General features: G+C 67.5%; 20 protein-coding genes. 9 read left to right on the top strand and 11 right to left on the bottom strand.

Going from position 1 to position 18,764, the window contains the following annotated elements; translation table 11 throughout:
* Positions 1 to 101 precede the first annotated feature (101 nt).
* Positions 102 to 863, bottom strand: a complete 762-nt coding sequence (locus G3O06_RS12310; RefSeq protein ID WP_089450172.1) for a FadR/GntR family transcriptional regulator — start codon at positions 861 to 863, stop codon at positions 102 to 104.
* A 358-nt stretch (positions 864 to 1,221) separates the two neighbouring features.
* Here G3O06_RS12310 and gudD point away from each other — a divergent pair, with 358 nt between their 5' ends.
* Complete coding sequence (gene gudD, locus G3O06_RS12305; protein WP_174983063.1) at positions 1,222 to 2,574, top strand: glucarate dehydratase; 1,353 nt, start codon at positions 1,222 to 1,224, stop codon at positions 2,572 to 2,574.
* Positions 2,575 to 2,814: 240 nt separating this feature from the next.
* On the opposite strand, the gene G3O06_RS12300 is transcribed toward gudD, so the two are convergent.
* From G3O06_RS12300 to G3O06_RS12290, 3 genes are all read right to left on the bottom strand, one after another.
* On the bottom strand, positions 2,815 to 3,279 hold the full coding sequence (locus G3O06_RS12300; RefSeq protein ID WP_205816181.1) for a DUF2214 family protein: 465 nt from the start codon (positions 3,277 to 3,279) through the stop codon (positions 2,815 to 2,817).
* Between the two features lie 39 nt (positions 3,280 to 3,318).
* Complete coding sequence (locus tag G3O06_RS12295) at positions 3,319 to 4,125, bottom strand: hypothetical protein (protein ID WP_174918687.1); 807 nt, start codon at positions 4,123 to 4,125, stop codon at positions 3,319 to 3,321.
* A gap of 237 nt (positions 4,126 to 4,362) precedes the next feature.
* Positions 4,363 to 5,427: a glycosyltransferase family 4 protein gene (locus G3O06_RS12290; protein ID WP_059235315.1), complete on the bottom strand. Its 1,065-nt coding sequence runs from the start codon at positions 5,425 to 5,427 to the stop codon at positions 4,363 to 4,365.
* A 563-nt stretch (positions 5,428 to 5,990) separates the two neighbouring features.
* On the opposite strand from G3O06_RS12290, the gene G3O06_RS12285 reads away from it, so the two are divergent.
* A complete protein-coding gene (locus tag G3O06_RS12285) occupies positions 5,991 to 7,823 on the top strand; it encodes an ABC transporter ATP-binding protein (RefSeq protein ID WP_174918686.1) in 1,833 nt (610 codons plus the stop codon).
* Positions 7,824 to 7,900: 77 nt separating this feature from the next.
* On the opposite strand, the gene otsA is transcribed toward G3O06_RS12285, so the two are convergent.
* Both otsA and otsB read right to left on the bottom strand, forming a co-directional pair.
* Positions 7,901 to 9,280: an alpha,alpha-trehalose-phosphate synthase (UDP-forming) gene (otsA, locus tag G3O06_RS12280; protein WP_205816180.1), complete on the bottom strand. Its 1,380-nt coding sequence runs from the start codon at positions 9,278 to 9,280 to the stop codon at positions 7,901 to 7,903.
* Positions 9,277 to 10,029 (bottom strand): trehalose-phosphatase, encoded by a 753-nt coding sequence (gene otsB / locus G3O06_RS12275; RefSeq protein ID WP_174973156.1) that lies wholly within the window; start codon positions 10,027 to 10,029, stop codon positions 9,277 to 9,279. The genes otsA and otsB overlap by 4 nt, the downstream gene beginning before the upstream one ends.
* A 281-nt stretch (positions 10,030 to 10,310) precedes the next feature.
* On the opposite strand from otsB, the gene G3O06_RS12270 reads away from it, so the two are divergent.
* Genes G3O06_RS12270 through G3O06_RS12260 form a run of 3 tightly spaced genes read left to right on the top strand, consistent with a single transcriptional unit; the run spans position 10,311 to position 12,285 of the window.
* On the top strand, positions 10,311 to 10,946 hold the full coding sequence (locus G3O06_RS12270; RefSeq protein WP_205816179.1) for an SCO family protein: 636 nt from the start codon (positions 10,311 to 10,313) through the stop codon (positions 10,944 to 10,946).
* A gap of 12 nt (positions 10,947 to 10,958) precedes the next feature.
* Positions 10,959 to 11,405: a copper chaperone PCu(A)C gene (locus G3O06_RS12265; protein WP_174973152.1), complete on the top strand. Its 447-nt coding sequence runs from the start codon at positions 10,959 to 10,961 to the stop codon at positions 11,403 to 11,405.
* Positions 11,406 to 11,415: 10 nt separating this feature from the next.
* On the top strand, positions 11,416 to 12,285 hold the full coding sequence (locus tag G3O06_RS12260; protein ID WP_205816178.1) for a cytochrome c oxidase assembly protein: 870 nt from the start codon (positions 11,416 to 11,418) through the stop codon (positions 12,283 to 12,285).
* Positions 12,286 to 12,307: 22 nt separating this feature from the next.
* On the opposite strand, the gene G3O06_RS12255 is transcribed toward G3O06_RS12260, so the two are convergent.
* Both G3O06_RS12255 and G3O06_RS12250 read right to left on the bottom strand, forming a co-directional pair.
* Positions 12,308 to 12,793: a GNAT family N-acetyltransferase gene (locus G3O06_RS12255; RefSeq protein ID WP_175003442.1), complete on the bottom strand. Its 486-nt coding sequence runs from the start codon at positions 12,791 to 12,793 to the stop codon at positions 12,308 to 12,310.
* Between the two features lie 127 nt (positions 12,794 to 12,920).
* Positions 12,921 to 13,793: a pirin family protein gene (locus G3O06_RS12250; protein ID WP_205816177.1), complete on the bottom strand. Its 873-nt coding sequence runs from the start codon at positions 13,791 to 13,793 to the stop codon at positions 12,921 to 12,923.
* A gap of 109 nt (positions 13,794 to 13,902) precedes the next feature.
* Here G3O06_RS12250 and G3O06_RS12245 point away from each other — a divergent pair, with 109 nt between their 5' ends.
* Positions 13,903 to 14,820, top strand: coding sequence for a LysR family transcriptional regulator (locus tag G3O06_RS12245; RefSeq protein WP_205816176.1), 918 nt, complete (start codon positions 13,903 to 13,905; stop codon positions 14,818 to 14,820).
* A 102-nt stretch (positions 14,821 to 14,922) separates the two neighbouring features.
* The gene (locus tag G3O06_RS12240) at positions 14,923 to 15,426 is read left to right on the top strand and encodes a GAF domain-containing protein (protein WP_205816175.1); all 504 of its coding nucleotides are present in this window, start codon (positions 14,923 to 14,925) and stop codon (positions 15,424 to 15,426) included.
* Positions 15,427 to 15,579: 153 nt separating this feature from the next.
* Here the strand turns inward: G3O06_RS12240 and map are convergent, their stop codons facing one another.
* Both map and G3O06_RS12230 read right to left on the bottom strand, forming a co-directional pair.
* Positions 15,580 to 16,386 (bottom strand): type I methionyl aminopeptidase, encoded by an 807-nt coding sequence (gene map, locus G3O06_RS12235; RefSeq protein WP_174973143.1) that lies wholly within the window; start codon positions 16,384 to 16,386, stop codon positions 15,580 to 15,582.
* Positions 16,386 to 16,622 carry a ParD-like family protein gene (locus G3O06_RS12230; RefSeq protein ID WP_043182015.1) on the bottom strand — a complete coding sequence of 79 codons (237 nt, stop codon included), beginning with the start codon at positions 16,620 to 16,622 and terminating at the stop codon, positions 16,386 to 16,388. The genes map and G3O06_RS12230 overlap by 1 nt, the downstream gene beginning before the upstream one ends.
* Before the next feature lie 148 nt (positions 16,623 to 16,770).
* Here G3O06_RS12230 and G3O06_RS12225 point away from each other — a divergent pair, with 148 nt between their 5' ends.
* On the top strand, positions 16,771 to 17,391 hold the full coding sequence (locus G3O06_RS12225; protein WP_205816174.1) for a helix-turn-helix domain-containing protein: 621 nt from the start codon (positions 16,771 to 16,773) through the stop codon (positions 17,389 to 17,391).
* 58 nt (positions 17,392 to 17,449) lie between these two features.
* Positions 17,450 to 17,998: a GNAT family N-acetyltransferase gene (locus tag G3O06_RS12220; RefSeq protein ID WP_205816173.1), complete on the top strand. Its 549-nt coding sequence runs from the start codon at positions 17,450 to 17,452 to the stop codon at positions 17,996 to 17,998.
* A gap of 115 nt (positions 17,999 to 18,113) precedes the next feature.
* Here the strand turns inward: G3O06_RS12220 and G3O06_RS12215 are convergent, their stop codons facing one another.
* Positions 18,114 to 18,557 carry a GNAT family N-acetyltransferase gene (locus G3O06_RS12215; protein ID WP_205816172.1) on the bottom strand — a complete coding sequence of 148 codons (444 nt, stop codon included), beginning with the start codon at positions 18,555 to 18,557 and terminating at the stop codon, positions 18,114 to 18,116.
* Positions 18,558 to 18,764: the final 207 nt, after the last annotated feature.

The raw sequence follows: 18,764 nt of genomic DNA, 5'->3' as shown, positions 1-18,764 counted from the left end.
CGGCCCCGGTGATCGACGAAGGGATATCGATCTCGTATGACGACTGATGTTGGCGCGATGCGAGCGGGTAAGCGGCAACTCGGGCCGCGCCGCTCGGCGCGTCAGCTGGCCTGCGTGTCGCGCTCGGCCTCGGCCGCCTCGTGCGCGCGGCGCAGCCGTTCGCGGCTGTTCGTGAGGTGCGTGCGCATCGCGGCGCGTGCGGCCTCCGGGTCGTGGCGCGCGATCGCCTCGTAGATATCCTCGTGCTCGTGGTTCAGCCGGCCGACGTACCGCTCGAGATCGTCGCCGGCAAAGCGGGCCGAATTCACGCGCGTGCGCGGGATGATCGACGTGCCGAGCTGCGTCATGATGTCGACGAAATAGCGGTTGCCGGTGGATTGCGCGATCTGCAGGTGGAACTGGAAGTCGAGCTGCGCGGTGTCGCGGCCGCCGCCCGCCCCCGTGGCGATCGCGTCGAGCGCGCGCCGCAGCGCGGCCAGGTCGGTATCGTTCGCGCGTTGCGCGGCGAGGCTCGCGCATTCGCTTTCGAGGCTGATGCGCAGTTCCAGCACCGCGAGCACGTCGCGCAGCGTCGTGATCGTCGCCGGGTCGATGCCGAGCGTCTGGCGGCGCGACGGCTCCAGCACGAAGCTGCCGATGCCGTGGCGCGTCTCGACGAGGCCGCTCGCCTGCATCCGCGAGATCGCTTCGCGCACGACCGTGCGGCTCACGCCCTGCGCCGCCATGACTTCGGTTTCGGTCGGCAGCTTGTCGCCGGGACGCAGCGTGCCGTTTTCGATCTGCGCGGTCAGCGCGTCGACGACATCTTGTGCGAGGCTGCGTGCGCGACGGCGCGGCGCTGCGGGAAGCGTAGGCACGGACATGAGGCCGGTTCCTTTTTGAATGATCGTAATGTGAGCCGAGGGTTTACGCGGGGTTTGAGCGAAAGCCGATGATTCATTATACTGCGTCACAAGTCATCCGACGACTGATGATCGAAACACGGATCTCCTGTCGACTCAAGCGAGCATTCCAGCGCCGCCCGGTCCCATGCCTTACGATCGGCCAGCGTTCGCGTTCTGCGCTCCGCTGGTCAGGTTGTCGCTCCCACCCCGTTTCGGGTTGCGTCGACTTGCGGGGCTTGCGCGCCGCGCATGTCGGTTGTCGAATGATCGCACCTCCCGCCGCGCGCGGCAAAGCTTTTGCCGCACGGCATTGCCCACTCTTTCGCCATCGCCGCCCATGAACGCCGTCACTGCCTCGCCCTCCCACGACACGCCGCGCATCGTCGACCTGCAAGCGATTCCGGTCGCCGGCCACGACAGCATGCTGCTCAACCTGAGCGGCGCACACGGCCCGTTCTTCACCCGCAACCTCGTGATCCTGAAGGACAGCGCGGGCCGGACCGGCGTCGGCGAAGTACCCGGCGGCGAAAGCATCCGCCGCACGCTCGACGATGCACGCGCGCTCGTCGTCGGCCAGCCGGTCGGTAATTACCACGCGGTGCTCAACGACGTGCGGCGCACCTTCGCCGACCGCGACGCGAGCGGCCGCGGGCTCCAGACCTTCGACCTGCGCACGACGATCCACGCGGTCACCGCGCTCGAAGCCGCGCTGCTTGACCTGCTCGGCCAGCATCTCGGCGTGCCGGTCGCCGCGCTGCTCGGCGAGGGCCAGCAGCGTGAGCGCGTCGAAATGCTCGGCTACCTGTTCTACGTCGGCGACCGCACGAAGACCGCGCTCGCCTATCGCGACGGCAGCGGCGCGACCGACGACTGGACGCGCGTGCGCGACGAAGCCGCGCTGACGCCCGAGGCCGTCGTGCGGCTCGCCGAGGCCGCGCATGCGCGCTACGGCTTCAACGACTTCAAGCTGAAGGGCGGCGTGTTCGAAGGCGCGAGCGAGATCGAGGCCGTGACGGCGCTCGCCGAGCGCTTCCCCGACGCGCGCGTGACGCTCGACCCGAACGGCGCATGGTCGCTCGACGAGGCCGTGCGCCTGTGCCGCGACCAGCATCACGTGCTCGCCTACGCGGAAGATCCATGCGGCGCGGAGAATGGCTACTCGGGCCGCGAGGTGATGGCCGAATTCCGTCGCTCGACGGGGCTGCCGACGGCCACCAACATGATTGCGACCGACTGGCGGCAAATGGGACACGCGGTGCAGTTGCAGGCCGTCGACATCCCGCTCGCCGATCCGCACTTCTGGACGATGCAGGGCTCGGTGCGCGTCGCGCAGATGTGCCGCGACTGGGGCCTCACGTGGGGCTCTCACTCGAACAATCACTTCGACGTATCGCTCGCGATGTTCACGCACGTCGCGGCCGCCGCGCCGGGCCAGGTCACCGCGATCGATACGCACTGGATCTGGCAGGACGGCGAGCGTCTGACGCGCGAGCCGCTGAAGATCGAGAACGGTCTGGTGGAGGTGCCGAAGCGGCCGGGGCTCGGCATCGATATCGACATGGATGCCGTCGCGGTCGCGCACGAGTTGTACAAGCAGCACGGGCTCGGTGCCCGCGACGACGCGGCGGCGATGCAGTACCTGATTCCGGGGTGGACCTTCAACAACAAGCGCCCCTGCCTCGTGCGCTGAGCACAGAACGGACCGGGCGGCAGGGTCGCCCGGTCGGGCCGGCACCAAGAGAAATCGAGAGAAGCGATGCGGCCTGTGGCCGGTCTGAGGGATGCCAGGAGGAAGACGCTGCGCGCGTCGAACGGGATCCGGATGATGGTGGCGGTAGCGATGGCGGGCTTGGCCGGCCTCGCCCAAGCCGTATCTCTCGGGCCGCGCCTACTCGGCCATGCCTAGCCGGCCGCACCTACCCGGCCACGCCTAGCCGGCCGCCCCAATCCCCCGCGCCATCCCAGACGCGGCGAACACGATGACGATCACCAGCACCGCCTGCCAATGGCCGATCCGCACATAGGTGCGCGCACGGCCGAGATCCGGCATCTGCTGCTGCCGCACGGCGACGCGCCACCGGATCAGCCCGAGCATCGGCATGACCTCGAGCAGCAGGATCAGCACGAGCGCGGTCATCTTCAGGTGAAAGAGCGGTTCGTGCAGGTAGTACGCGGAGCCTTTCTCGAAACCGCCGAACGCGCGCATCAGGCCCGTCACGATCAGCACGAGCGCCGACAGCCCCCACGCGGCATCCGCCTTGAATACACCAGGCAAATCGGCCGCCTGCGCCGACGCGATGAGCCGGCGCAACGCGCGGTTACGCCCCGCGATCGCGGCAAACGCGACGCCGAACGCACTCAGGTGAATGGCAGCCAGCAACCAGCGGACGATCATCACGCCTCCTTGTCGCCCGCATGCCGTGCGCGGGACTTGTCAGACGATCTGTTTGAGCGCGGCGTCGAGCGCGAGCACCGCGACGCGGTCGCCTTCGGTCGCGAGCGGTGCGCGCATGACGATCTGCCGGTTATGGCCGACGGCCGCCGGAGAATCCCACAGCAGTTCGACCTTCGGTCGGTTGAACAGGCTGCCGCGACGCGGCGGCACGACGGCCGGCTGCGCGTCCGTCGCCCCCTCGCCTGCGGCGGGCGCCGCCCGGCCGGGCCAGCGCACCGACAGTTCGCGCGCATCGTACTGGCCGACCTTGCGGCTTTCCATCCACACGATCGTGGTGCGCGTCAGCACGTCGAGCGAAATCGCATAACGGCCGACCGCGAAGCGGCGGGCGGCCACGTTGGTCCGCCACAGCGGCCGCGGGCGGCAGATCCACACGATCGCCGCATAAAGCGCCGGTGCGGCAACGAGCCAGCCGTTGGTCGCCGTCACCGCATGCAGCGCGAGGCGCCAGCCGTCCGCCCATACGAACATGCCGATCGACCAGACCGCGAACAGCAAACCGATCAGCGCGAAGACGCGCAGCGCCTGGCGCAGCCACTGCGGCAGCGGATGGAACGGCCGTTCGGCGCGCGCGACGGCGCCCGGCAGCGCGAGCAGCAGGAAGATCAGCAGGAGGTAGACGAACGCCCAGGGCGACGACACCATCGCCGACAGCGACGAGCGATAACCCATCTGGGACATCGAGAACAGCCAGCGCGCGAGCAGCACGAGACCGATCGCACGCAACGCGAAGATCACACCGGCGCCGGGGGCCGGCGCCGCGCGCGTGGATTTCGTTCTCGCCAAGACTGCTCTCCTCTGGATATTCGTGCGGGGCCGGATTTCACGGCACGGCCATTATAGGGACATTACCGTCTGGACAGACGGACGGATGCCCTGCCGGGCCGCTTCGGGGGCCGTTCACGGCGTCGGGCGCGGCGAGAATACAACAGATCCGCGCCACGGATGTGACAACGCCCCGCCGGAAACCCGGACGGGGCGTCGATGGCAAGCCGCGCGCCGCAGTGCGGCGGCGGCCCGCAATCAGCTTGCGTTGACTTCGCGGAGCACCGTGCGACGCTTCTGGCGCAGCAGTTCCTCGTAGCCCTTCACATAGTTCTGCGCCATCACCTTCGACGAGAAGCGGGCTTCGAACGCAGCGCGGACCTTCTCGCGCGGCAGCGTATCGAGGCGCTTGAGCGCGGCAACGGCCGACAGTTCGTCTTCGACGACGAAGCCCGACACGCCGTTGTCGATCACTTCCGGCACCGAGCCGCGCTTGAACGCGATCACCGGCGTGCCGCATGCCATCGCCTCGATCATCACCAGGCCGAAGGGCTCCGGCCAGTCGATCGGGAACAGCAGCGCATGCGCGTTGCCGAGGAATTCGGTCTTTTCGGACTCGCTGATTTCGCCGATGTACTCGACGTGCGGCAGCGCGAACAGCGGCTTGATCTTCTCTTCGTAGTACGCGCGGTCAGCCTTGTCGAGCTTCGCGGCGATCTTGATCGGCAGGCCGGCCTGCTCGGCGATGCGGATCGCCGTGTCGACACGCTTCTCCGGCGAGATGCGGCCCAGGAACGCGAGGTAGCTCGGCTTGACGTTCGGGATCGGCGTCAGCAGGTTTTCCGGCAGGCCGTGGTAGACGGTCGACAGCCAGTTCGCCTGCGGCAGCGGGATGCGCTGGTTGTCGGAGATCGACACGACCGGCACGTCGTTGAATGCGTTGAAGATCGGTTGCAGTTCCGGCAGGTCGAGACGGCCGTGCATCGTCGTCAGATGCGGGACCGGCTGGCGCGAGAACAGCGAGAACGGGTAGTAGTCGATGTGGCAGTGCAGGACATCGAACTCTTCCGCACGGCGGCGCACCTGCTCGAGGAGCAGCATGTGCGGAGCCATCACGTCGCGGATCGTCGGGTCGAGGCGCAGCGCCTGCGGCCAGCACGCTTCGAGCTTCGCGGAGGTTTGCGAATCGCCGCTCGCGAAGAGCGTGACGTCATGCCCCATCTCGACAAGTGCTTCGGTGAGGTAGGACACCACTCGCTCGGTACCACCGTACAGTTTCGGGGGCACCGCTTCGTGCAACGGAGCGATTTGGGCGATTCGCATGCGTAACTCCTAAAAAATCGGCTAAAAACCAGGTATGGGTCGGCAACCTGCCGGCGGTCCGGGCTGGATGCATTTCGTCCGAAGATCGGACGAATCAGCCTGCCGGGGGCGTCAAACCCGCGCTGCTCAAGGAGCGTCGGCGACGCGACAGGCATAGAACGTTTGAAACGAAGACCCGTTGACAGGGGTTCGTAAAAAACCTGGAATCGAACCCGGAGCCGATTATCTAGGGTTAATCCCGATACGGCGCACAACATTTCAAACACTTTACTTTGTTACAAAGGCGCAACACTTTGCAACCCGCGGACTTGGGTGTCCGTTCTAGAGTGGAAGGCCCTTTTGGCGTTCCTTGCACCCGTGACTGCCGGCAGCGTGATTCCGGCACATGAGGCAGGACGGGATGCCGGATTTTATCTCAAAATCGATCGCGAGCCCCTGGCCAAGGCAAGATTCGCGCAGCGCGACACGCGGCCTTGTTTACAATGCCGGATTATTCAGTCCGGGCGAACGCCGGCCTGCGATCCAGCCGCCACGCTCAATCACCGAATCACCGCACGCATATTTTGGAATCTCTCACCCCTGCCCAGCGCAACGCCCACAACGCGAAGCTGTCGAGCTACGCGCACCGGCCGATCGCGTTCCTGTTCCGCTACATCCGCCTTCATCCCGTCGCCCACCTGGTCGTGCTCTGCAGCGTGCTGGCCGCCGTCGGCTGCGCGCTCGGTTCGCAATACGCGATCAAGCACCTGATCGACGTGCTGGCGACCGGGCGCCATCACCCCGGCCCGCTGTGGAGCGCGTTCGCGCTGCTCGTCGGGCTGATCGCCGCCGACAACCTGCTGTGGCGCGTCGGCGGCTGGTTCGCCGCGCACACGTTCGTCGCGGTCACCGGCGACCTGCGGCGCGACCTGTTCCAGTACCTGATCGGCCATTCGCCCACCTACTACGCCGAGAAGCAGCCGGGCACGCTCGCGAGCCGCATCACGGCGACGTCGAACGCCGTCTACACGTCGGAGAACACGATGGCGTGGAACGTGCTGCCACCGTGCATCGCGGTGATGGGCGCGATCCTGATGATCATCGTCGTCAATCCGATGATGGCCGCCGGCCTGCTCGGCTGCTCCGCGGTGCTCTCCGTCGTGCTGTTCAAGCTCGCCGGGCGCGGCTCGGCCCGCCACCACACGTTCGCGGCGAAGGCCGCGGCGGTCGACGGCGAGCTCGTCGACGTGATCGGCAACATGGGCCTCGTGCGTGCGTTCGGGATGACGCTGCGCGAACAGAAGCGCTTCGGCGCAACGGTCAAGGCCGAGATGGATGCGCGCCAGCAGAGCCTGCTCTATCTCGAGAAGCTGCGCCTGCTGCACGCGGTGATCACCGCGATGCTGTCCGCCGGCCTGCTCGGCTGGGCGCTGTGGCTGTGGGACCAGGGCCGCGCGACGTCGGGCGACATCGTGCTCGTCAGCTCGCTCGGCTTCACGATCCTGCACGGCACGCGCGATCTCGCGGTCGCGCTCGTCGACGTCACGCAGCACATCGCGCGCCTGTCCGAAGCCGTCAAGACGCTGCTCGAGCCGCACGGGATGCCGGACCGCTCCGACGCGCAGCCGCTGTCGGCCAAGGGCGGCCGCGTCAACTTCGAGCGCGTGACGTTCGCGTATCCGCACCGCCGCGCGATCCTCGACCATTTCGACCTCCAAATCGAGCCGGGCCAGCGCGTCGGCCTGATCGGCAAGTCGGGCGCCGGCAAGTCGACCGTGCTTGCGCTGCTGCAGCGCTTCTACGACACGCAGGACGGCGCCGTGCAGGTCGATGGCCAGGACGTGAAGACGATCACGCAGGACAGCCTGCGCCACGCGATCGCGCTCGTGCCGCAGGACATCTCGCTGCTGCACCGGACGATCTACGACAACATCGCGTACGGCCGCCCCGAAGCGACCCGCGACGAAGTGCTCGCCGCCGCGCGCGACGCGCGCTGCGCGGAGTTCATCGAAGCAATGCCGGAAGGCTATGACACGATCGTCGGCGACCGCGGCGTCAAGCTGTCGGGCGGCCAGCGCCAGCGCATCGCGATCGCGCGCGCGATCCTGAAGGATGCGCCGATCCTGCTGCTCGACGAAGCAACGTCCGCGCTCGACAGCGCATCCGAGGAAGCGATCCAGAGCGCGCTCGACCGCCTGATGGTCGGCCGCACGGTGATCGCGATCGCCCACCGCCTGTCGACGCTGCGCAACTTCGACCGGATCATCGTGATGAGCAACGGCAAGGTCATCGACGACGGCCCGCCCGACGTGCTGCGCAACCGCCCCGGCCTGTACCGCGACCTGCTCGCGAAACAGCACGGCCGCCATCACCCGGCCCCCGACGGCAGCACGCCGACCGGCGAACGCGCGGCCTGACGCGCCGGCCCGCAGTCGACAAAAAAGCCGCAGTGCTTCTCGCACCGCGGCTTTTTTCTTGCACGGGAAACCGCCGGTTACGCGTGCTGCAGATCGCGCAGGAAGTTGTCGCGCCACACCGACACGTTGTTCTCGCGAAGCTGCGCGATCATGTCCGTATAACGCGCCCGCCGCTCGGCGAGCGGCATCGTCAGCGCCTGCGACAGCGCATCGGCCATCCCGTCGATATCGATCGGATTGACGATCAGCGCCCCCGTCAGCTCGCGTGCGGCGCCCGCGAAGCGCGACAGCACGAGCACGCCCGGATCGTCCGGATTCTGCGCGGACACGTACTCCTTCGCGACGAGGTTCATCCCGTCGCGCAGCGGCGTCACGTAGCCGACCCGCGCGAGCCGGTACAGCGCAGCGAGCACCTGGCGGTCGTACTGGCGATGGATATAGAGGATCGGCGCCCAGTCGAGCTCGGCGAAGCGTCCGTTGATGCGCCCCGACTCCCCCTCGAGCTGCAGGCGGATGTCCTGGTACGCGCGCAGCTCCGCGCGAGTCGACGGCGCGATCTGCAGGAACGACACGCGATTGCGATGCGACGGCTCGTGCTCGAGCAGCTTCTCGAACGCGCGGAAGCGCTCGACGAGCCCTTTCGAGTAATCGAGCCGATCAACGCTCATGATCAGCTTGCGGCCGCGCAGCGACGTCGCGAGCGTGCGCACCGCCTTGCCGTGCTCGCCGGCCTGCGCGAGCGACGCGATCTCGTCCGGATGCACGCCGATCGGATACGCGGCCGCGCGCAGCGTCCGGCCGAATGCACGCACCGTCGCCAGGTGGCCGTCGCGCTCGATCACGCCGTCCGCTTCGGATTCGACGTAGTCGCAAAACGCGCGCAGGTCGGGTTCGGTCTGGAAGCCGAGCAGGTCGAACGCGCACAGCGACTCGACGAGATCGCGATGCGGCGGCACGTTGACGAGCACCTGCGCAGCCGGAAACGGGATGTGCAGGAAGAAGCCGATGCGGTTCTTCACGCCGGCCGCACGCAGTGCGCGCGCGAACGGGATCAGGTGATAGTCGTGCACCCAGATCACGTCGTCGTCCTGCAGCAGCGGCACGAGCTGCTGGGCGAGCCACACGTTCACGCGGCTGTAACCTTCGAACTCGTGACGGTCGTACTGGATCAGGTCGGTGCGGTAGTGAAACGCGGGCCACAGCGTCGCGTTCGAGAAGCCGCGGTAATACTGGTCGTAGTCGCGCCGCGACAGGCCGATGGTCGCGAACGTGACCGGCCCGTGCTCCTCGACGCGGATCTGCGGCGAGCCGGACGCGACGACCTCGCCGCTCCAGCCGAACCACATGCCGCCCGTCTCCTTCAGCGCATCGTAGACGCCGATCGCGAGACCACCCGCCGCCGGTTCGCCTTCCGAAATCGGCGCGACGCGGTTTGAAACGATGATGAGGCGACTCATGCGTCAGGCTGCCCCGCACCGAGCCAGCGCGCGATCTGCTCGTGCAGCGCGTCGACCGAATCGAGCCGTGTACGGGCGGACGTCTCGCCCGCGCCGACCTTGATCGACAGGCCGCCGCGCGCGTTGACCACCGCGAAGCCCTTCTCGTCGGTCAGGTCGTCGCCCGCGAACACCGGCACGCGGCCCGCGAACGGCGGTTCGTCGAGGAACGCGGCGAGCGCGCGCCCCTTGTCGACGCCCTTCGGCTTGATCTCGAACACCATCTTGCCGGGCTGCAGCACATACGCATCGGCATAGTCGGCGACGAGGCGCTCGGTTGCCGCGCGCGCCGCCGCCTCGCGCTCGGGCGCGTTGCGGTAGTGCAGCGCGACGGCCGCGCCCTTGATTTCGAGCAGCATGCCCGGATGACGGTCGACGACCGCCGCCAGTTCGCGCTCGATGCGCAGCAGGCGTTCGTCGTTGAAGCCGATGCGCTGCGTGTCGCCGTTCGCATCGCGGCGCTCCGCGCCGTGCAGGCCTGCCATCGGCAAGCCGGGCATCTTCAGGAACGTGTCGAGGTTGTCGATACCGCGCCCGGACACGATCGCAACCGCGCCGTGCGAGCGGCGCTGCAACTCGTCGAGCAGCGTCAGCAGCGACGGCGGAACATGAATGCTGTCGGGCGTCGGCGCCAGCTCGACGAGCGTGCCGTCGAAGTCGAAGAAGAACGCGGTATCGGTCAGGGACAGGGAAGCCGGAACGGATTGCATCGATTCGATAGTGTGAGGGTCGGCCGGCAAGCGCCGGGCGGCCGCTGCGCGAATGGAATTGTGCGCATCTTACCGCGCCTGCGCATCGAGATGGGCGAAACCGGCCCAGCGCCGGCATCGCGCGGCCGCCCGCGCCAACTGCGACATATTGCCCCGCTCGCCCGCCCCGTACGGGTTTCGAAAGGACGCGGGCGCGCGAATTGCGCTACAGTCGCAACCGCCTGCCGCGCGACGCATGGCGCCGCGCCGCCGGCTACCATTCCGTTCGATCGAGACCCAGGATGTCGTCTGCCTGCACCACGCCGCACCGGCGCTTTTCCCGCCTCATCCGCACGGCCGCGGCCCTCGCCGCCGCCGTGGCGCTCACCGCGTGTACGCACGACGAGCCGCGCTGGAACCTCACCAACGTTACCGGCCACCTGCCCGACCTGTCGTTCACGCTGACGGGCGGCGACGGCCATCCCGTCGACGCCGATGCGTTCCACGGCCAGGTCGCGCTCGTCTACTTCGGCTACACGCACTGCCCCGACGTCTGCCCCGAAACGATGGCGCGGCTGATGGAAGTGCTGGCGAAGCTCGGCCCGCAGGCAAGCAACGTGCGCATCCTGTTCGTGTCGGTCGACCCTGCGCGCGACACGCCGCAGGCAATGCAATCGTATGTCGCCGCGTTCGACGCCGCGCATGCGCGGGGCCTGACCGGCACCGACCGCCAGATCGAATCGCTCGCGAAGCGCTATCGCGTCGCGTACCAGATGGAAAAGCGCGATCCGTCCGGCGGCTACGAAGTCACGCACAGCTCGGCCGTCTACATCTTCGACGCGACCGGCCGCGCCCGCCTGCTCGCGACCGACCGCGACTCGCCCGACGCCATCGCCGCCGATGTGCGCCGGATCATCGACACCGCCTCCACTACCTGAATTCGTCCCCACATGAAAACGAAGACGACACTCAAGACGCTCGCCCTCCTCGCCGTGCTGTGCGCCGGCGCCCACGCGTATGCCGCCGGCGCGATCACCGCGCAGAACGCATGGGTGCGCTGGCTGCCGAACAAGCTGCCCGCCGGCGGCTACGTGACGCTCGTGAACACGGGCGACAAGCCGGTCGATCTCGTCGACGTCGACAGCCCCGACTACGGGATGGCGATGCTGCACCAGACCGTCTCGAACGGCTCGACGCAGAAGATGGAAATGGTCGACAAGCTGACGATCCCCGCGCGCGGCAAGGTCGACATCGCACCGGGCGGCTACCACTTCATGCTCGAGGAGCCGAAGCACGCGATCAAGCCGGGCGACACCGTGCACCTGCGCCTGAAGTTCTCCGACGGCGAAACGGTCGATGCGCCGTTCGCCGTGAAGTCGCCGGCCCAGGCAAAGTGATGCGCGCGCGATGAATCTCCTGTACTGGCTCGATCCGTGGGAACCGTCGCCCACCGTGGTGATCGCGGTGCTGACCGCCGCCGTGCTGTTCGCACGCGGCGTGAAGAAGGCGAAGGTGTCGCCGCTGCGGCAGTTCTCGTTCTGGTTCGGGCTGACGGCGCTCTACATCGCGCTGCATACACGGCTCGACTATTTCTTCGAGCACGAGTTCTTCCTGCATCGCGCGCAGCACCTCGTGCTGCACCACCTCGGGCCGTTCTTCATCGCGCTGTCCTATCCGGGCGCGGCGATTCGCGCGGGCATCCCGTTTCGCTGGCGGCAGCGCTTCGTGCGCCCCACGCTCGCGTGGGCGCCCGTGCGCGCGACGCTCGACGTGGTGTTCCATCCCGTCGTCGCGGTCGTGCTGTTCGTCGGGCTGATCTATTTCTGGCTGCTGTCGCCGATCCACTTCATCGCGATGCTCGACTGGCGTCTCTATCGCGTGATGAACTGGAGCATGGTGATCGACGGGCTGCTGTTCTGGTGGCTGGTCGTCGATCCGCGTCCCGCGCCGCCCGCCCGGCTGTCACCGGGCCGCCGGATCCTGATCGTCGTCGCGGCGATCCCGCCGCAGATCGCGCTCGGCGCGCTGATCTTCTTCACGCCGCACGAGCTGTATCCGATCTATTCGATCTGCGGCCGTGCGTTCACGTGGCTGAGCCCGCTGCGCGACCAGCAGATCGGCGGCCTGCTGCTATGGATTCCCGGCTCGATGATGAGCGTGATCGGCGCGCTGATCGCGCTGCGGCACTGGCTGCGGCTGTCCGCGCGCGGCCGCCTGATCGATGAACGGGCCGCGCAGCGCGCGGACCAGCCGTCGGTAGTGCACGCCGCGCACTGACCGCCGCGCGGCGCATCGCGCATTACGCGCGTGCGCTGCTCATCCACACGTGCGGGATGCCGTCCTCGTCGTGCACGTCCGAACTCGGCGCGAAGCCGAATGCCCCGTAGAAACGCTGCAAGTGGGCCTGCGCATGCAGGCTCACCGGCGTATCCGGCCACTGCGCGCGGATATGCTCGAGCGCGCGCGACAGCAGCCCGTTGCCGAGGCCCGCGCCGCGAAACGCGGCGGTCGTCAGCACGCGGCCGATGCGCACGTCGGTGTTCTGCGCATCGGGCAGCAGCACACGAAGATAGCCGGCCAGACGGCCCGCCGAATCGAAGGCGGCCAGGTGCCATGCGGCCTGGTCCGCGTCGTCGATGTCGCGATACACGCAGTTCTGCTCGACGACGAACACCGCGCTGCGTGCTTCGAGGATCGAATAGACTTCGCGCGCCGTCAGCGCGTCGAAGGATTTCCAGCGCCAGTCGAGATCGGCGGCGCTCGGGGATGCAGCGGATGCGTTCATGGTCGGTCCTGATTCGGGCGCGCCGGCCGGCGCGCGGCAATCGTCGATTATGCCTCGAAGCGCACTCGCCGCGCGACCGCCTGCCCGCGCGCGAAAAAAAGGCCCCGCATTGCGCGGGGCCTGTCCGTCATGCCGGCATCTGGCCGAAGCGGCCGCTGTTGAAGTCCTCGATCGCGGTGCGGATCTCCGCTTGCGAGTTCATCACGAACGGCCCGTAACCGACGACGGGTTCGTCGATTGGTTCGCCGCTCAGGATCAGCAGCTTCGCGTCGCCGTTCGCTTCGATCTCGACATCACTGCCGTCGCGACCGAGTTGCACGAACTGCGCTTCGCGGGCGACCGTCTCGCCGTTCACGTGCACGGTTCCGCTCAGCACGACCACCGCGAGCGTGCGCCCTTCGGCGACCGGGAACCGCGCCTGGCCGCCGGCCACGAGCCGCACGTCCCACACGTCGATCGGCGTATGCGTGCGGGCCGGGCCGCGCCGCCCGTCGAGTTCACCCGCGATGATCCGCGCACGCCCCGCGCCGTCCGGCAGTTCGACCACGGGGATGTCGGCGTTCAGCAGCGTCTGGTAGCCAGGCGCGCCCATCTTGTCCGCGGCGGGCAGGTTCACCCACAGCTGCACCATCTCGAGCGGGCCGCCACGCTTCGTGAACCCTTCCGAGTGGAATTCCTCGTGCAGGATCCCGCTCGCGGCCGTCATCCACTGCACGTCGCCCGGGCCGATCACGCCGCCCGCGCCGGTCGAGTCGCGGTGCGCAACCTCGCCGTCATAGACGATCGTCACCGTCTCGAACCCGCGGTGCGGATGCTGGCCGACACCGCGCGGCGACGAGGCCGAGCCCGGCTCGAACGTGGTCGGGCCGGCGTAATCGAGCAGCAGGAACGGGCTCAGGTGCGCGCCGTGAGACTGGTAGCTGAACATCGAACGCACCGGGAAACCGTCGCCGACCCAATGGCCGCGCGGCGCACTGTACACACCCTGGATCTTCTTCATTGCCTTCTCCGAATTGCGGCGAAACACGTGTTTCGCATCCTGGGTAGAAATATAGTGGTGGAACGATCGATCCGGTAGACTGCCAAAATCGCACTCAGCGTTCCATTTCATGAACGATAAAGCGCGGGATCTGAACGATCTCTATTACTTCGTGCAGGTCGTCGAACACGGCGGCTTCGCACCGGCCGGGCGGGCGCTGGACATGCCGAAATCGAAGCTGAGCCGCCGCATCGCGCTGCTCGAGGCACGGCTCGGGATGCGGCTGATCCAGCGCTCGACGCGCCGCTTCACGGTCACCGACGTCGGCCAGACCTATTACGCGCATTGCCGCGCGATGCTCGTCGAGGCCGATGCGGCCGACGAAGCGATCGCGCTGCTGCACGAGGAGCCGCGCGGCATCGTGCGCGTCAGCTGCCCGATCGTGCTGCTCGATTCGCTGGTCGGCACGATGATCGCCGCGTTCATGGTCGCGTGCCCGCGCGTCGAAATTCATCTGGAAGCGACCAACCGGCGCGTCGACGTGGTCGGCGAAGGGATCGACGTCGCGATCCGCGTGCGCCCGCCGCCGCTCGAAGACAGCGATCTCGCGCTGCGCGTGCTGGCCGAGCGCGGCCAGTGCCTCGTCGCGAGCCCCGCGCTACTGCACGAGCATGGCGCACCGGCCGTTCCCGCCGATCTCGCGCGGCTGCCGAGCCTCGATCACGGCGCCCCGCAGTCCGCGCACGTGTGGCGGTTGCGCGGGCCCGACGGCGCTCACGCGGAAATTCATCACCAGCCACGCTTCGTGACGGGCGGCATGCTCGCGCTGCGCGCGGCGGCAATTGCAGGCGTCGGCATCGTGCAATTGCCGACGATGATGGTGCGCGATGAGGTCGCGCGCGGCGAGCTGGCAACCGTGCTGCCCGACTGGGCGCCGCGCCGCGAGATCGTGCATGCGGTGTTCGCGTCGCGCCGGGGGTTGCTGCCCGCGGTGCGCGCGCTGCTGGATTTTCTGGCGGAGCGGTTTGCCGAACTGGAACCCGATTGAGCGCGCCGCGTCATGCATGACCGGGCGCTGCAAACCATGCGCGCGTGCCGTAGACTGCGGTACGCGCATCGCGCATTCCACAACCCTGATCGCTTTCCCGCCATGTTCACGCTGTCCAACGACCCCAACGCCTCCAAGGCCGCTCAATACGCGACGCTCGTCGAGCAGGCGCGCGCGCTCGTCGAGTCCGAACGCGACCTGACCGCGAACGCGGCCAATTTCTCCGCGCTGGTCTACCACTCGCTCGACCGTCTCAACTGGGCCGGCTTCTACTTCTTCGACGGAACGGAACTCGTGGTCGGGCCGTTCCAGGGCAAGCCCGCCTGCGTGCGGATCGCGCTCGGCAAGGGCGTGTGCGGCACGGCCGCGCAGACGCGCGAAACGCAGGTCGTGCGCGACGTGCATGATTTCCCCGGGCATATCGCGTGCGATGCGGCATCGGAATCGGAAATCGTCGTGCCGCTGGTGGCCGCCGACGGCACGCTGATCGGCGTGTGGGACGTCGACAGCCCGGTCGCCGCGCGCTTCGACGAAGAAGACCGCATGGGGATGGAAGCGCTGTGCCGCGTGTTCGTCGAATCTGCATGGCAGAAAGCCCGCGGTTGAGCGGCGGCCAGGCAGCGTTCGTCCATCGGGCAACCGGTCACCGCGCTCGCGTGTGAATCGCGCCGCACGAGCGCGAACCAAAAGGAAACGGGCCCCGCAAAGGGGCCCGCTTCACTGTGCCGCCGCACCGCCCTTCGCGGCGCACGGCAGGTATCAGGCGGCGTGCGTGCCGGACAGCGCCGGGAACGCCTGCGGCTTCGCGTCTTCGGTCAGCACCTCGAAACCCGTTTCGGTCACCACGACCATGTGCTCCCATTGCGCCGACAGCGAATGGTCCTTCGTGACGACCGTCCAGCCGTCCGCCAGCATGCGCGTGTCGCGCTTGCCCGCGTTGAGCATCGGCTCGATCGTGAAGATCATCCCCGGCCGGAGCGGCACGCCGGTACCCGGGCGACCGTAGTGAAGCACCTGCGGCTCGTCGTGATAGACATCGCCGATGCCGTGCCCGCAGTACTCGCGAACCACGCTGAATCCTTCGCGATGCGCGACCTGCTGGATCGCGTAGCCGACGTCGCCGAGCGTTGCGCCCGGACGCACCGCGCGGATGCCGGCGTGCATCGCCTCGTAGGTCGTCGCGACGAGGCGCCGCGCGAGCTCGTTCGGTTCGCCGACGAAATACATGCGGCTCGTGTCGCCGAACCAGCCGTCCTTGATCACCGCGATGTCGAGGTTCACGATGTCGCCGTCGCGCAGCGGCCGCGACGACGGGATGCCGTGGCACACGACGTGGTTGACCGACGCGCACACGGTTTTCGGATAGCCGTGATAGCCGATGTTGGCCGGGATCGCGCCGAGCACGTCGACGATGTAGTTGCGGCACAGCGCGTCGAGATCGTCGGTCGTGACGCCCGGCTTCACATGCTCGGTGAGCATCGTCAGCACCTGCGACGCGAGCTTCGCGGCTTCGCGCGACTTGGCGATTTCCGCGGCGCCGCGGATCGGGATTTCTCGCTTTGCCATTACGCCACCTGCTCGATGCCGTGCTCGACCGGTTCCGCCGGCCCCGCCTCGCCGCCCCGCGCCTCGGCCTCGATCAGCATCCGGCAGATGTCGCCGTACGACAGCGCCGGATTGAGTTCCGAGAGCATCCCGACGCGCAGCCAGTGTTCAGCCTGCGCGTTGATCGAGCGGCTCAGCGCCGTGCTGGTCGAGCGCAGCCGCTCGTGCATGTGCTCGGAAATCTTGATGATGCCCATATATCCCCAATTAAACGAAACGTAGTCAATTCGTATATTACGCTGCGCACGACTGCCGGGCAAGCCATTCGGATTCCGTCGAGTCGTCGGTCGGCCGCCATCAATGTCGTTGACATCGAATTCCAGTTTGCTGGAAAATAAATCCACCATGAAAGAATCAGCCACAGCCGTTGCCGACGACACCGGTATCAACGAACGCATCGCCCGGCGCGTACGCGACCTGCGCACCGTGCGAGGCTACACGCTCGATGCGCTGGCTGCGCGCTCCGGCGTCAGCCGTTCGATGATCTCGCTCATCGAACGCGCATCGGCCAGCCCGACGGCGGTCGTGCTCGACAAGCTCGCTGCCGGGCTCGGTGTGTCGCTGGCCGGGCTGTTCGGCGGCGACCAGGACGACACGCCCGCGCAGCCGCTGGCCCGCCGTGCGCAGCAGGCCGAATGGCGGGATCCGGCGTCCGGTTATGTGCGCCGCAACCTCTCCCCGGCCGGCTGGCCGTCGCCGATTCAGCTCGTCGAGGTGGATTTCCCGCCCGGTGCGCGCGTCGCGTACGACAGTGGCGGACGCGAAAGCGCGCTGCATCAGCAGGTTTGGATCATCAGCGGCCGCGTCGACGTCACGTTCGGCGACGCGCTTCACGAACTTCACGAAGGCGACTGCCTGGCCATGCGGCTCGACCAGCCGCTGATTTTCAGCAACCCGTCGCCGCATGCCGCGCGCTATGTCGTCGCGATCTGCGATGCGTCCGCCGCCGGCGTGCGGAACCTCTGATGAACGCGTCGTCGCAGCAGCCGTGCGCGCGCCCTACCTACTGCCCACAGGAGCCCGTATGAATTCTCCGAAACAGCGCGACGACGTGCGCCTGATCGATTGCAGCGAGGCCGAGCATGCGCCGGCCATCCTCGAGATCCTGAACGACGCGATCGCGAACTCGACCGCGCTGTACGACTACAAGCCGCGTCCGCCGGAAGCGATGATCGCGTGGTTCGCGGCGAAGCGCGCGGGCGGCTTCCCGGTCATCGGCGCGGTCGATGCGTCGGGCACGCTGCTGGGCTTCGCGAGCTGGGGCACGTTCCGCGCGTTTCCCGCCTACAAGTACACGGTCGAACACAGCGTGTACGTGCATCGCGACCAGCGCGGCCGAGGGCTTGGCGAGGTGCTGCTGCGCGAAGTGGTCCGGCGCGCGCGCGAAGCGCAGGTGCACGTGGTAGTCGGCTGCATCGATGCGACCAATGCGGGAAGCATCGCACTGCATACGAAGCTCGGATTCGTGCACTCGGGCACGATCACGCAGGCGGGATTCAAGTTCGGCCGGTGGCTCGACGCGGCGTTCTACCAGTTGACGCTCGACACGCCGGCGCAGCCGGTGGATGGTTGAGCAAATCGCGCGACGAACGAGCGGCATCGCGTAACCTGAGCCCGTTCGGGAATCCCGCTTCGTCTGCTGCAAACAAAAAGCCCGCTCACAGCGGGCTTTTGTCTTCGGACACGCGCTACGGATGCATTTTCCTGGAGAGCCGCTGCCCGTCGCGCGCGAAACCGTGATGCGCATAAAAGCGGTGAGCGTCCGGGCGTTGATCGCCACTCGTCACCTCCAGCTTCATACATCGGCCGCTCTCGAACCAACGCATGGCGGCCGCCATCAGCGTACCGCCAATACCGCATCCCCGGTGACGCTCGTCAACGACCATGCTCGTGATGCGCCCAAGATTTCCGGCTGCATGAAAGAGCGGCAGGATGTGCAGGCTGATACTGCCGACAACCTCGCCACCCAATGTTGCTACGCAAACCCGGTCATCCGGCTTGTCGGCCAGGGACTGCAACTTTTCATGAATCAGCGCGGGCGTCGCCTCATATCCGAGCTGGTGCAGCAGCCTCGCGATTGCGGCGCAATCGGATGGCCGCGCTTCCCTCGTTTCGAGCCCCGGGGTGTTCAATTCGCTTCGCCTGGTTTCGCCATCGATAGCCTCGACGCCTGATGATCGCGCCATGCTACCGCACCCGTCCCGTCCACCTCACGACCCACCTCCGCGCCGGCACGCAGAAAAATGAAAAGCCCCGCCAAAGCAGGGCTTTATCTGGAGGCGCAAGCCGGAGTCGAACCGGACTCACCGGACTACGAACTCATCTCTTGTGAAGAGCCT

The organism is Burkholderia sp. Ac-20345 (genome assembly GCF_017104825.1).
In the GTDB taxonomy this organism is placed as follows: domain Bacteria; phylum Pseudomonadota; class Gammaproteobacteria; order Burkholderiales; family Burkholderiaceae; genus Burkholderia; species Burkholderia lata_B.
Note: the sequence above shows the minus strand (reverse complement) of the source record. Positions and strands in the feature narration are given on the sequence as shown.